Raw genomic sequence first — 13,944 nt, 5'->3', positions numbered from 1 at the left:
ATTACAGCAAGGAGGAAGCAAGGATATGAATTCCATTATTCAAATGGATTCGGAGATCAACCAAGCTTATGCCGGTTTTGGCTTTTTCGATATCTACCATAGAGATAGTTTTAAACAACCTGCTCGTACTACATGGATTGACGGCTGGAAAATTGAATATATGGCAATTGCCGACCCAAAAACAATTCACAATACGCCAATTGTGATAGTGGGTGGTGCTTTCCAGAATTTTAATTCTTATAAGTATTGTGTTGAACAATTGTTTGAAAGTGGGCCGGTCATTTTAATTGATTTACCTTCTATGGGCGCAAATCAGCAAATTACTAATCGGGATACGGGCGTATCTGCGGGTATTTTAGAGCTACCTGATTTATCTAAAATTTTGGGGCGCTGGTTAGATATTGTTGGACTACAAAAAGTTTCTGTAATGGGAATGTCTTTGGGGTCAGTAATCGCATCTTGCTTTGCTTATCATCGTCCAGAATTAATGGACCGCATGATTTTGATGGGTGTCATGCAAAAGACCCGAAAAAGTTGGCGAATGATTTTGGAAGAGTCGCTCAAGCTCATGCAAGAAAACCGCATGGAAGAGTTTGGGCAAGCTGTAATTTTATATTTAGTTAATCATGCAAAATTAGATAAAACCCGCATGTCGCCAACAGCCAAAAAATTATTTTTTAGGCAAATGGCTGAGTTTACGGGCACAGAGCGAGAACGTTATGAAATTAACTGTAATCGTCTTTTGCGGTTAACTGATGTACCCATTCCAGAGTGTAAAACGCTGGTTGCAGCAGGGCAGTACGATAGTTTTACTTTGCCTCATGAAAATGCCAATTTTGCTTTGCAGTGCCCAGATATGGAATTTGCACTGATTGCGAATGCCGATCATGTGCCTCAATTGCAGCGTCGTAAAGAAACCATGAGTTTGTTCACTTCATTTTTAAAAGGTGAATCTATCCAAAATCTGGACGGCATTATTCCTATGACACGTGAACAAATGCAAAATATGGAACGCCGAGGGGAAGAAAGAGTTCGGGTTTTGCAGCCAAAAACTCAACTTACTCATCGAGAGTTTGATGTAGAGGTTCCTGTAACGATTGTTGATGTCACTTTCTTCGGTATGTATTTAAAAATGGATGATGTTTCGCAGCTTGATTTTGTGAGTGACCATCCACGTGACTTGGCACTGCATTTAGAAGATGAAGAAGGTACTTTTGCAATTGAATGCTTAATTTTTGAGAGTACAGTTCATGGTATTCGAGCTTTATTTAAACATGGTAGTTTTGAACTTGCTGATCGTTTAAGCCGTTTTATTGCTCGTCAAAAACAAGCAGTTTAATAGTATAGTTATAGATGGAAGCTCGTTTATTTCGAGCTTCCATTTTTTATATTGGTTATTTTATTTGCGCGTGAATGGTCCAGACCAAGTCACCTAAATGCTGCTCATGACTATCTTGAGAAGCTTGTCCAAAGTAAATTTGTGGTTGTTCCACGCTAACTTGATCGAACTCTGTATCTTTAAAAAAGTCTTCAACTTCTTTGGGGCTTTTGAAGTGAAAACTAAACGAGCTTCGAGACATTAATTTCAATAATTTACTGCTATTCCAGATGATGCCGGCAAGTTTGTTTTTAACTGGTTCAGGGTAGAGGTCAGTTAAATAATGAAAATTTTTAAAAGAAGCGCCATAGTGAGCAATCGATTGAAGCAGTTGTTTTAATAAATCTTTATCAAAGTAATTAATTAAACCTTCACTAATCACAACCAATGGGCGGTTCGGGTCAAATACTTCAAATGCTTGTGAAAAAGCTTCGGTAAATAAATCAACTGATAAAACTTCAGGTGCATTTTTTTCAATTTGCTGTAACGCATTTTGTTTGGTTTGTGCCATATCGGGTAAATCAAGCTCCCGATAGGTAATCGAAGGGTAATGCTGTCTAAACCACCAGCCACGTGGAGACAGGCCACATGCTATTTCTAGAACTTGTAAATCAGAACTTTCTTGAATGAGTTGTTCTAAATGATGATCAAGCATGGTGTGGCGTTGTTTGAGTGTGGTTCGCATGCTACCACCCACATATTTCTCAGCCCAAGACTCTATCGGATGAACCAAATATGCCAGTGATTTGCCTTTGGTTGTGGCAAGTGCTTCATGAGAGATCCCCATTTGATACCAGATATAGCCTGTATAATGGGCTGTAAAAGAGATATGGCGGTGTTTTGAAAGTTGTTGTGTCATTCGTCCTGAGCTCGATTTATTGTTTTTCTGTGGTTTGACTGATGATCGAGACCATCAGTCAAATATACGTTTAACTCAATTTAGATCGAATTTTTAAACTCTTCAATGGCTGTTTTGACAGCTTGCCACTCATTTCCAAGCGATAAAGTTTCACCAATCTGAATTTGTGGAATTTTTCCACGCATGCGCTCTAAACGCTCTTGGTTTGGTAGTTCTAAGTTCGTAATACCTTCAAGTGCTGTACATGCTGCACTACGGTCATTACATACAAGCCCCATGTCGCAACCAGCTGATAGAGCTGCTTGAATACGAGCATCTGCACCGCCTGCTACGCAAGCAGCTTGCATACTTAAGTCGTCAGAGAAAAGTACACCATCAAACTTCAAACGATTGCGTAGAACTTCTTGAATCCAGAAAGGTGAGAAGCCTGCTGGATTTGGGTCAATCTGATCATAAATTACATGCGCAGGCATGAGTGCATCAAGCTGAGGCATAAGCTTAATAAAGCTTTGCATGTCATGGGTGTAAATTTCGTCATAGCTACGACTGTCAATTGCCGCTGCGACATGAGAGTCGGCTTTCACAGAACCGTGGCCTGGGAAATGTTTGCCCGTATTTGCCATTCCAGCTTTTTTCATGCCTTGCATAAATGCGCCAGCAAGCGGGGCGATGTCCTCAATATTTTTAGAGAAACCACGGTCACCAATCACGTCACTAATTGCATTAAGGTCTAAAACGGGTGCAAAACTAAAATCGATGCCGACTGCAAGGACTTCTGTTGCCATTAACCAACCGCACTGTTCAGCCAGTTCAAGTGCTTTTTGAGGTTGGGTAATATAGAGTTCACCGAAACGACCCATGGCCGGTAATAGAGTGAAACCTGATCTTAGGCGCTGAACTCGACCACCTTCTTGGTCGACAGCAATTAAAATATCTGGACGAATTTGACGCATATGGTCCGTTAATGCACGGACTTGTTGTGGAGATTCAATATTTCGTGCAAATAAAATCATGCCACCGACTTGCGGAGCGCGTAATAGTTCAATATCTTCTTGAGTAAGTTCTGTGCCGGCGATGTCCAGCATCAATGCGCCAATCATATTGGTTCCATTTGAATTTTGATTGAAAAACAATAAGCGAATTTTGCAATGTTTTGCTACATTTTGTCAGTACAGAATATGATAAAACTACACGGTATAAACAATTTAGTTGGTTAAGATTTTGAATCTGCTTAGTTCATATCGAAAACAGAGCGTGTAAGATAGGAATACCCAAGGAAGTATTAAAAATTTATGAAACTTCAAACTATAGCTTGTGCAGTAGCGATCGCGACTGGCGGTTTATTCTTCTCTCATACGATGAATGAAGCGAGAGCAGCAACCAATACTGCTGTGGTTTCTCAATCGATCCAGCCAACGCAAGAACAGGCTTTGGTGGCTCGCCAACTGGCAACTTTAGTTGATCGCCAACATTATTTGAATATGCGTTTAGATGCGACGACATCAAACCGTATTCTCGATATGTATTTAGATAGCCTTGACCCAGATCACTCACTATTTTTAGACGCTGAAGTTCAAAATTATAAAAAACTATATGGTTCAAATTTTGGTGCTTCATTAAAAGCGGGGAACTTAACTGGTCCATTTGCAATTCATCAGCAATATCGTGAACGCTTAAAACAATTTTATGAGTTCATGTTAGCCGAGCTGAAACAGCAGCAAAATTTAAAACAGCCAAATAGCTATATTGAAGTTGACCGTGAAAAAGCGCCGTATTTTAAAACGTCTGCTGAGCAACAAAATCACTGGCGCAAAATGTTGGTTTCGCAGTTAATCAACTTAACGATTAGCCGTGAAGAAGAGCAGGCGAAACAAAAGGCGCTTAAAGAAAATCCTTCACTTGCTGATGGTCAAGACTTAACTGGCCCAGAAGATTTAACTCCAGCTCAGACGTTGACTAAACGTTATACACGTCAGCTTGAAAGAATTAGTCGTGTGAAAAGCGATGATGTGTTGGACAAAACATTAAATGCAATGTTGGCAACATATGATCCACACAGTAACTATTACCCGCCAATTGATGCGATAGAACTGAATCGCCAAACGACCTTGCAGCTTGAAGGTATTGGTGTATCGATTCGTCCAGAGCGTGGTAATGAAGATTACACCAAGATTGAAACCATTGTAGAAGGTGGTCCTGCAAGTAAGTCTGGTCAAGTGAAATCAGGAGATCGAATCGTTGGTGTCGCCCAAGAAGGCGAGAAAATGATTGATGTGGTTGGTTGGACAAGTTCTGAAATTGTTGGACTCATTCGTGGTAAGCGCGGAACCAAAGTCACGTTAAAACTTCTTGGTGCTGGCGCATCAATGAGTCAAGCACGTAATGTGACCTTAGTGCGTGATGTGATTCAAGAAGAAGATGCTGGTGTTCGTTCACGTACAGTTGAAGTGACACGTGATGGTAAAAAGCATGTGTTGGGTGTGATTGAAATTCCATCATTCTATTTTGACTATCGTTCACGTCGTGCGGGTCAACAATACCGTTCAGTTTCTGAAGATACTGCCAATGCCTTTGAAGCGTTAAAAGCGAAGAAAGTAGAAGGTATTATTATCGACTTGCGTAATGACCCAGGTGGTTCATTAGAAGAAGTTGCACGTATGCTGGGTCAGGTCATCAAGTCTGGTCCAGTGGTTCAAATTCGTGATGGTAATGGCAACGTAAGTATTTTTGAAGACAATGATGGTGGTCAGCAAGTTTACACAGGTCCACTCGCTGTAATGGTGAACTTGGCATCCGCATCTGCAAGTGAGATTTACTCTGCTGCAATCCAAGACTATGAGCGCGGTATTATTATTGGTAGCACAACGACTGGTAAGGGTACAGCTCAGGTGCAACTTGATACTCTGGCATACGGTCAAGCGACTTTAACTCAGCGTAAGTTCTACCGTATTACAGGTGGTAGTACACAAAATAAAGGTGTAGTGCCAGACATTAAACTCGTCGATATCTATAACGAAGAGTTTGGTGAGCGCAAATCGAAGAATGCATTGAAATGGGACACAATTCCTACAGCACCATTTAAACGCGAAGGCTCTGTGCAACCTTATGTGGCAAAGTTGTCTCAATTCTCTGAACAACGTGTTGCTAATGATGCTCAGTTTAAATATTTAAATAAACGTACTGCGATTGCTAAAGTTACGAGTGATCAAAAGCAAGTCGTACTTGATATTGATAAACGCCGTGCAGAATTACTTGCTTTAGAGAAACAAACGTTAGATGCAGAAAATGAACGCCGTGCAGCAAGTGGTCAAAAACCTTTTGCAAACTGGGAAAGCTATCAAGCGTCATTAGATGCTTTAGCTGAATCTCGCGCTAAAATGAAAGCATCACAGCGTCCTGCATTACCAGAAGAAGAAACTTTTGTGACTGAAGCTGCAAATGTACTTATGGACTATGCAAAATTGCAAAATCGTTAAGCGTTATTAAGTTTTAAGAGAAAAGCATACTGTCATCAGTGTGCTTTTTTTATTTTCATGTCAGTAAACTGTCATGCATTTATCATCAAAATGTCAAAAAAACTGCTTAATCTTTAAGCATGAAAATAAATACATTGATGGATGGCGCTATGCAAAGCTCATACGCGACAGCACTATTAAAACAACAGCAACTTCCTGAAAGCTTCCAATTCTTTTTTAAACAAAAGCAGCAGCTATCTAATACGCATTCACTGCATGATTTGGTGCGCCCGCGTTTAAAAATTGCGATTGTTACCGAGACATGGCCACCTGAAATTAATGGTGTGGCTCTTTCATTGTTACAACTATGCCAAGGTTTACAAAAACAGGGACATAAAATTTTACTAATTCGCCCAGAACAAAAAGCCAAATGCCATGACTTTACACCAGAGCAAGAATGTCTGGTAATGTCGCAGGCTATTCCGAAATATCCGACTTTGCAGTTTGGCTGGCCCCAATATTTAAAAGTATCGAAAGCTTTTGAAAAGTTTGGGCCAGATGTGGTTCACATTGTGACAGAAGGGCCGTTAGGTTTAACTGCCATGCAGGCTGCTAAGGCAAAAGCTATTCCTGTTTCGAGTGGGTTTCATTCACCATTTCAAGACTTTAGTCGATTTTTTGATTTGGCTTTTTTAGTTAAACCAATCCAAAAATACCTGTGTTGGTTCCATAATAATACGCAAGTGACTTGTGTACCGAGTAAAGATACACAAGAAGCATTACGAGGTTTTGGTATTACTTGTCCACTGGTTGTGGTGGGGCGCGGTGTAGATACCACAAGATTTTCACCAAAGCATCGCTCTGAAAATTTGCGAAAACAATGGGGTGCCGATGAGAATACTCGCGTTATGCTTTATGTCGGGCGTTTATCGCCAGAAAAAGAAGTGCAAGTGCTCATTGAAAGCTATGCCAGCTTACAAACTGTCCAGCCACTTAAAACGAAATTGATTATTGTGGGAGATGGCCCAGATTTTGCTCGCTTAAAATCATTGCCTGAAGCGAAGGGTGTTATCTTTACCGGAAGTCTAAGAGGTCAAGATTTAGCGGCAGCCTATGCGAGTGCAGATGTATTCGTATTTGCGAGTCAAGTTGAAACGTTTGGTAACGTAGTTTTAGAGGCGATGGCAAGCGGTTTACCAGTTATCGCGTATGATTATGCATGTGCACATCAATATTTAACTCATGGTGTGAATGGCTGGTTAAGCCCACTTGGACAAAAAAGCCACTTTATACAACAAATTTATCAGCTTCCTTCATTACAACAACTTAGAGAAATGGGCGTACAAGCCTGTCATAAAGTACAGCAAAGCGGTTGGCAACTTCCGGTTCAGCAATTGGAGCAGGCATTTTATCAGGTAGTGAAGGAGCCCTCGGTGGACTTCACCTAAGTATCCTAAAATAGGAGAATGACCATGAAACTTAAGAATGCAAAAATAAAAATACTCGATTTAGATTTGAGAGGTTGTTTATATCTTAATAATTTCTCTCACTCCCAACGTGTTGCCCTTTTTTTCAAAATCATTAGTCGTGTGGGTGATGGTCCATTTTGGTATCTAATGCTGGCAATCGTGTGGGGCATGCAAGGCATCACCTATAGTCTTCAAATCATCTACTTGTTATTAGGTGGTTCTGTTGGCACAGCAATCTATAAATTCTTAAAACATAAAACAACGCGACCTCGTCCTTATCAAGTGCATCAGGTAATTGTGCTCGGTGAGAGACCACTCGATCATTTCAGCTTTCCATCTGGTCATACACTTCATGCGGTGATGGTGACAATTGTGTTGGGTTATGTCCAGCCGGCTTTACTTGCGGCGATGTTCCCATTTATGGTGCTTGTAGCCTTGTCTCGTATGGTGCTTGGTCTTCATTACCCAAGTGATGTGATTGTCGGTGCACTTATTGGGGCGGCGGTTGCGAGTATGATTATTTTTATGGCGCCATTATTGAACATCGCTTTATAAGCATCGGTAATTTTTATCAGCTTAAGCTATCGATTAGGTTTGTGGATTTGCTAAAGTACACAGTTCGTGATTTAGCAGATTAAACAGATAGGAGCCGCTATGGGCTTACGTTGGACAGATACGATTGATATTGCGATTGAATTGTCAGAAGCACATCCAGATGTTGATCCGCAATGGATTCGTTTTACCGATTTACATGCATGGGTGTGCGCATTACCAGACTTCAATGATGACCCAAATAAATCGACAGAAGGATTGCTAGAAGGGATTCAAATGGCCTGGATAGACGAAGTTCGCTAAAAACAGTAGAAAAAATCGCAACTTTTACACATTCAAAGCTGATTATTGCCTATGACATCGGTATAATGCGGCAAATTTTTTAAAGTTTAAATCTTAAAATAAAGGAGCCACTCATGGCTATTGAACGTACTTTGTCTATCGTAAAACCTGATGCAGTGTCTAAAAACCACATCGGTGATATTTTTGCTCGTTTTGAAAAAGCGGGTTTAAAAATTGTTGCGACTAAAATGAAACACCTTTCTCAAGCTGATGCTGAAGGTTTCTATGCTGAGCATAAAGAACGTGGTTTCTTTGGTGACTTAGTTGCATTCATGACTTCTGGTCCAGTTGTAGTATCTGTACTTGAAGGCGAAAATGCAGTTCTTGCACACCGTGAAATCTTAGGTGCTACAAACCCTAAAGAAGCTGCTCCTGGTACGATCCGTGCTGACTTCGCTGTAAGCATCGACGAAAATGCTGCTCACGGTTCTGACTCAGTTGCTTCTGCAGAGCGTGAAATTGCTTACTTCTTTGCTGACAACGAGATCTGCCCACGCACTCGTTAATCGAAAGCATTCAAACCAGATAAGTGGTATACTACTTATCTGGTTTTTTTATTCTCTCAAGAGAATATTGTTTGATTCTTGAACAATATCTTCAGTTTTTTGACATGGTTTAGGTAAATACACATGAGTTCTGCAGAGGTCGTTTCATCTGAAAATCTTGATGGACAGCAGCAATCTTCGTCCACGCTGGTCATGCCTGCTGCCGAAAATAAAGTGAATTTACTCGGCATGTCTCGTACTGAATTAGAAAAATTCTTTGAAGATATTGGCGAGAAAAAGTTTCGTGCCGGACAGGTCATGAAATGGATACATCAATACTTCATTACTGATTTTGCTGAAATGACCAATATTTCAGGGAAATTGCGTGCGAAGCTTGAACAGATTTGTGAAATTAAGGCTCCTGAAGTCGTTCACCGTCACTATTCAAAAGATGGTACACGTAAGTGGGTTTTCCGTGTGGGCGATGGTGCAGGTTCTTTAGTTGAAACTGTATTGATTCCTGCCGAAGATAAAACAGGCTTGCGCAAAACTTTGTGTATTTCGTCACAAGTGGGTTGTGCATTGGACTGTTCATTTTGTTCAACGGGTAAACAAGGTTTCCAACGCGATTTAACGCCAGATGAAATTATTGGACAACTCTGGATGGCAAACTATTCTTATATGGAAGAAGTGCCGGTTGCCGAGCGCGAGCGTTCAGTGACTAATGTGGTGATGATGGGTATGGGTGAGCCATTGCTCAACTATGATGCCGTATTAAGCTCAATGCAGATTATGCTTGATGACTTTGCTTATGGCATGTCTAAGCGCCGTGTGACTTTATCAACATCAGGTGTTGTACCAAAAATTGACCAACTTGCAAAAGACATTGATGTTGCTTTAGCAATTTCTTTACATGCACCAAACGATGAATTACGTAACGAATTAGTGCCAATTAATAAAAAATATCCATTGGCTCAGTTGATTGCGGCATGTCAGCGTTATATTGCCAAAGATGGTAATGAAAGTACGCGTAAACATGTGACCATTGAATATGTGATGTTAGAGGGTGTAAATGATCAGCCTGAACATGCACAGCAAATGATTAAATTATTAAAAAACTTACCAAGTAAAATTAATTTAATTCCATTTAATCCGTTCCCGCATGCACCATATGGTCGCTCAAGCCGAAATCGAATTATCTCGTTCCAAAAAACTTTGTCTGATGCTGGATTTGTGTGTACGATTCGTCAAACACGTGGTGATGATATTGATGCTGCATGTGGACAGTTAGTCGGACAAGTGGCTGATAGAACTCGTCGTGCTGAACAGTGGCAGAAAAAAGTGACACAGCGTCAAGAGATTTTGCGTACACAAGGATAAAATTGAGGGCAGGCTTTGAGTACTCCAAAGTTAAAAACGGTATTCTGTATGGGGATTGCAGTTGCATTTTTGGTAAGTGGTTGCCAGACAACGCATATGCAAAAGAAAGACCCAGAAAAAGCGGTAAAAGTGCGTACACAACTTGCTGCTGAACATATCCGTTCGGGTGACTTGGATTCGGCAAAGCGAACTCTTGATCAAGCTTTAAGTGTAGATAGTCGTGATGCAACGGCAAATATGATGATGGGAATTTTGCTACAGCAAGAAGGTAGTAAGCCGAACTTAGAAAAAGCAGAACATTATTTTAAACGAGCAATTTCATCTGAACCAGATAATGCTCAAGCTCATAATAACTATGGTACTTATTTATACCAAATGGAGCGCTATAATGATGCGATTGAGCAATTTCGTATCGCTGGCACAACATTAGGTTATGACCAACGCTATCAGGCGTTAGAAAATCTGGGGCGTATTTATTTAAAATTGGGTGATGTTGCGAATGCTGAAAAAACATTCAAACAAGCACTCCTTGCTAACCGCGACTCTTATATTTCAATGTTAGAGTTAGCGGAAATTTTTTATTTGCAGCAGCAGATTCCGGCTGCTACACAAATGTATGATCAATATGTTCGTACAGTGGGGCAGAAAAATCAGGGTGCAAGAGCACTTTGGATTGGTGTAAGAGTGGCTCGAGCCAATGCGGATAAAATGGGAATGCAAGCGTTAGTAAATCAATTACGTGCCTTGTTCCCAGAAAGTCCAGAATATCAACGTTATTTGCAATTACAGTATAGTACTGAGGCCGTATGGAAATAAATCCTAATTCACAGCAGCCAACTGGCTCAAGCTTACCGACTTCTGCTTTAGGAAATATTCAACGTCCTGGTGAGTATTTACGTCAAATTCGAGTTGCTCAGAATAAAGAGTTAGGGCAAGTTTCTTCAGACCTAAACATGCCGGTTAAGACTCTAACCGCTTTAGAGCAAGATGATTATAAGTCATTGCCAGAAGCGACTTTTATTAAGGGTTATTACCGTTCATATGCAAAATATCTAAATACAGATGCGACGGCAATTATTCAGCGCTTTGATGAGATTTATGCAAATGATACTGGCCTTTTACCGAACCATGCCTTAAATAACTCACCGATTAAAATCATGGGTAAACTCCCGGGTTCTAATAGTGACCGTAATAAGAAATGGTTAAAGCGTGCACTTCTTGCAATTATCGTTATTGCTGTTGTGTCATTGATTGTCATGGGTGTTCAAAAATGGACCTCAAAGAAAGAAGATGCTGATTTACCTAAAGTAAATCAATCTAATGTTGAAGTTTTACCTATGAAAGGAAATGCGACCTCAACAGTGGGCGATCAATTGGTGCTAAACTTTAACCGACCAACTTCTGTTCATATTGTTGATGCAACAGGTAAAGTTTTGGCGACAGGTCGTCAGTCATCAACTTTAACCTTAAATGGTGAGTCTCCATTTCAGATTCGTCTTGATGATGCAACTGCTGTGTCATTAAGTTTAAACCAAGAACAGATTTCATTGTCTCCATATACGGTAAACGGTAAAGCTGAATTCCGTTTATCCCGCTAATACCATGAGTTGAGCGATACAATGATAGAGAACCCAATTAAACGTCGACCAACACGTAAAATCCGTGTTGGTTCGGTGTATGTCGGTGGCGATGCACCTATTAGTGTGCAAAGTATGACAAACACTGAAACTTGCGATGTTGATGCAACCGTTGCTCAGATTGAGCGTTGCGTTGATGCAGGTGCTGATATTATGCGTGTTTCGGTCCCATCTATGGAGGCTGCTGAGGCATTTGGCGCAATTCGTAAGCGCGTTTCAGTACCATTAGTTGCCGATATTCATTTTGACCATAGAATTGCCTTAGCAGTTGCAGATTATGGTGCAGATTGTTTGCGTATTAATCCGGGGAATATCGGGTCAGACCAGAAAGTTCGTGAAGTCGTTGCTGCGGCACGTCATCACGGTATTTCTATGCGTATTGGTGTGAATGCGGGTTCTCTAGAAAAAGATTTACAGAAAAAATATGGCGAGCCTACTGGGCAAGCACTTCTTGAATCAGCTTTACGTCACATTGATATTTTAGACCGCCTTGATTTTCATGAGTTTAAAGTTAGCGTAAAAGCCTCAAATGTGTTTTTAACCATGGATGCTTACCGCTTGCTTTCTCAGCAAATTGATAATCCATTACACCTTGGTGTTACCGAAGCGGGTATTTACCGTACAGGTACTGTGAAGTCAGCAATTGCCCTTGGTGGATTATTGATGGAAGGTATTGGCGATACGATGCGTATTTCGCTTGCTGCTGAACCAGAAGATGAGATCAAGATCGGTTTTGATATCTTAAAATCACTAGGGCTTCGTTCTAACGGAATTAACTTTATTGCTTGTCCGAGTTGTTCGCGTCAAGAATTTAACGTTATTCAGGTGATGCAAGCTTTGGAAGAGCGTTTAGAAGATATTCGTACTCCAATGGATGTGTCAGTGATTGGTTGTAAGGTAAATGGCCCAGGTGAAGCAAAAGAAGCCGATATCGGGGTCGTTGGGGCAGCGCCTCGCTCATTGGTTTATCGTAATGGTGAAAAAAGCCATTTAATCGATACCGATCAATTGGTTGATGAAATCGAAACAATGGTTCGTCAACGTGTCCAAGAGCTTGAAGAAGCTAAATCTAAAGAAATTATTCGTAGTTCATCATGAGTTCAATTGTCGCAATCAAAGGTTTTAATGACGTTTTGCCAACGCAAACAGTAGCGTGGAGACGTCTCGAGCAACATTTAGCATCTTTAATGGATGCTTATGGATATCAACAAATTCGTTTGCCGATCGTTGAACAAACGGGTTTATTCAAACGTGCTATTGGTGATGCTACTGATATTGTTGAAAAAGAAATGTATACCTTTTTCGACAAGGGCAATCCACCTGAGTCATTAACCTTACGTCCGGAAGGTACAGCAGGTTGTGTTCGTGCTTTGGTTGAACATAACTTGTTGCGCGGTGCTACGCCACGCGTGTGGTATATGGGACCTATGTTCCGTTATGAAAAGCCACAAAAAGGGCGTTATCGTCAATTCCACCAATTTGGCGTGGAAACTTTCGGCGTTGCGACTCCTGATATTGATGCTGAGTTGATTATGTTGACCGCACGCTTATGGAAACGTATGGGTGTTGCGGATAAGGTTCAACTTGAGTTGAATACTTTAGGTGAGACTGATGAACGTACAGAATATCGTAATGCATTGGTTGCTTTTTTAAACGAGCATAAAGATGCGTTGGATGAAGATTCTCAGCGTCGCTTAACAACAAATCCACTGCGCATTTTAGACTCTAAAATTGAATCTACTCAGAAAATTTTAGAAAATGCACCGAAATTGCATGACTTCTTAAAAGAAGAGAGTTTGGATCATTTTAAGCAGTTACAAGATTATTTGACTGCTGCTGGCATCCAATTTGTAATTAATCAAAAGCTGGTGCGTGGCCTAGATTATTACAACAAGACTGTTTTTGAATGGACGACTACGGCACTTGGTTCGCAAGGTACAGTATGTGCTGGTGGACGCTATGACGGTTTAGTTGGCCAGTTAAAAGGTAAGCCAGATCAATCTGTACCAGCAGTTGGTTTTGCAATGGGTATGGAGCGTTTATTGCTTCTGCTTGAGCAAGTTGAACAAGCCGAAGTGATTCGTGATTGTGAAGTCTTTTTGGTTGCAGAACCTGCTTATCAAACGAATGCTTTGATTTTAGCGGAACAATTACGTGACCAGCTTGAAACTGCAAATAGCAGTATTCGAATCAAAACAGGTTCACAAGGCAGCATGAAAAGCCAGATGAAAAAAGCTGATCAGGCTGGAGCAATCTTTGCTTTGATTTTAGGGGAACGAGAGTGGGATGCACAGCAGCTTGCACTTAAAGAGCTAGCAACAGCTGAACAGACACAAGTCGCAATTGCTGACCTCGTACCATTTTTAATCCAAAAATTTACAAAATAA

At 40.7% G+C, this 13,944-nt stretch carries 13 protein-coding genes; 11 read left to right on the top strand and 2 right to left on the bottom strand.

All coding sequences use genetic code 11. The features are described from left to right. Positions 1-25: 25 nt before the first annotated feature. On the top strand, positions 26-1,339 hold the full coding sequence (locus ACINWC141_RS10460) for an alpha/beta fold hydrolase (RefSeq protein WP_009390826.1): 1,314 nt from the start codon (positions 26-28) through the stop codon (positions 1,337-1,339). A gap of 55 nt (positions 1,340-1,394) precedes the next feature. On the opposite strand, the gene ACINWC141_RS10455 is transcribed toward ACINWC141_RS10460, so the two are convergent. Both ACINWC141_RS10455 and nagZ read right to left on the bottom strand, forming a co-directional pair. Next, on the bottom strand, positions 1,395-2,237 hold the full coding sequence (locus tag ACINWC141_RS10455; RefSeq protein ID WP_009390772.1) for a class I SAM-dependent methyltransferase: 843 nt from the start codon (positions 2,235-2,237) through the stop codon (positions 1,395-1,397). An 80-nt stretch (positions 2,238-2,317) separates the two neighbouring features. After that, positions 2,318-3,337, bottom strand: a complete 1,020-nt coding sequence (gene nagZ / locus ACINWC141_RS10450; protein ID WP_009390873.1) for a beta-N-acetylhexosaminidase — start codon at positions 3,335-3,337, stop codon at positions 2,318-2,320. Between the two features lie 192 nt (positions 3,338-3,529). Between nagZ and ACINWC141_RS10445 the strand changes: the two genes are divergently transcribed. The 10 genes from ACINWC141_RS10445 to hisS all read left to right on the top strand — a co-directional run bounded on the left by ACINWC141_RS10445 (position 3,530) and on the right by hisS (position 13,944). Further along, positions 3,530-5,713 carry a carboxy terminal-processing peptidase gene (locus ACINWC141_RS10445; protein ID WP_009390682.1) on the top strand — a complete coding sequence of 728 codons (2,184 nt, stop codon included), beginning with the start codon at positions 3,530-3,532 and terminating at the stop codon, positions 5,711-5,713. Between the two features lie 137 nt (positions 5,714-5,850). Beyond that, positions 5,851-7,140, top strand: coding sequence for a glycosyltransferase family 4 protein (locus ACINWC141_RS10440; RefSeq protein ID WP_081400103.1), 1,290 nt, complete (start codon positions 5,851-5,853; stop codon positions 7,138-7,140). Between the two features lie 24 nt (positions 7,141-7,164). Beyond that, complete coding sequence (locus tag ACINWC141_RS10435; protein ID WP_009390670.1) at positions 7,165-7,716, top strand: phosphatase PAP2 family protein; 552 nt, start codon at positions 7,165-7,167, stop codon at positions 7,714-7,716. Positions 7,717-7,815: 99 nt separating this feature from the next. After that, positions 7,816-8,016 (top strand): Fe-S cluster assembly protein IscX, encoded by a 201-nt coding sequence (gene iscX / locus ACINWC141_RS10430; RefSeq protein WP_009390748.1) that lies wholly within the window; start codon positions 7,816-7,818, stop codon positions 8,014-8,016. Between the two features lie 113 nt (positions 8,017-8,129). Further along, positions 8,130-8,561 (top strand): nucleoside-diphosphate kinase, encoded by a 432-nt coding sequence (gene ndk / locus ACINWC141_RS10425; protein WP_003654870.1) that lies wholly within the window; start codon positions 8,130-8,132, stop codon positions 8,559-8,561. A gap of 123 nt (positions 8,562-8,684) precedes the next feature. Then, complete coding sequence (rlmN, locus tag ACINWC141_RS10420) at positions 8,685-9,920, top strand: dual-specificity RNA methyltransferase RlmN (protein WP_009390728.1); 1,236 nt, start codon at positions 8,685-8,687, stop codon at positions 9,918-9,920. A 15-nt stretch (positions 9,921-9,935) separates the two neighbouring features. Then, on the top strand, positions 9,936-10,736 hold the full coding sequence (gene pilW / locus ACINWC141_RS10415) for a type IV pilus biogenesis/stability protein PilW (protein ID WP_204389104.1): 801 nt from the start codon (positions 9,936-9,938) through the stop codon (positions 10,734-10,736). Beyond that, on the top strand, positions 10,727-11,518 hold the full coding sequence (locus ACINWC141_RS10410) for a helix-turn-helix domain-containing protein (protein ID WP_009390759.1): 792 nt from the start codon (positions 10,727-10,729) through the stop codon (positions 11,516-11,518). Before pilW ends, ACINWC141_RS10410 begins: the two co-directional genes overlap by 10 nt. A 21-nt stretch (positions 11,519-11,539) precedes the next feature. Then, on the top strand, positions 11,540-12,655 hold the full coding sequence (gene ispG / locus ACINWC141_RS10405; protein WP_004698760.1) for a flavodoxin-dependent (E)-4-hydroxy-3-methylbut-2-enyl-diphosphate synthase: 1,116 nt from the start codon (positions 11,540-11,542) through the stop codon (positions 12,653-12,655). After that, positions 12,652-13,944 (top strand): histidine--tRNA ligase, encoded by a 1,293-nt coding sequence (hisS, locus tag ACINWC141_RS10400; RefSeq protein WP_009390769.1) that lies wholly within the window; start codon positions 12,652-12,654, stop codon positions 13,942-13,944. The genes ispG and hisS overlap by 4 nt, the downstream gene beginning before the upstream one ends.

Source organism: Acinetobacter sp. WC-141 (genome assembly GCF_000313935.1).
GTDB lineage: Bacteria > Pseudomonadota > Gammaproteobacteria > Pseudomonadales > Moraxellaceae > Acinetobacter.
This window is presented reverse-complemented; position numbering and strand designations above follow the sequence as displayed.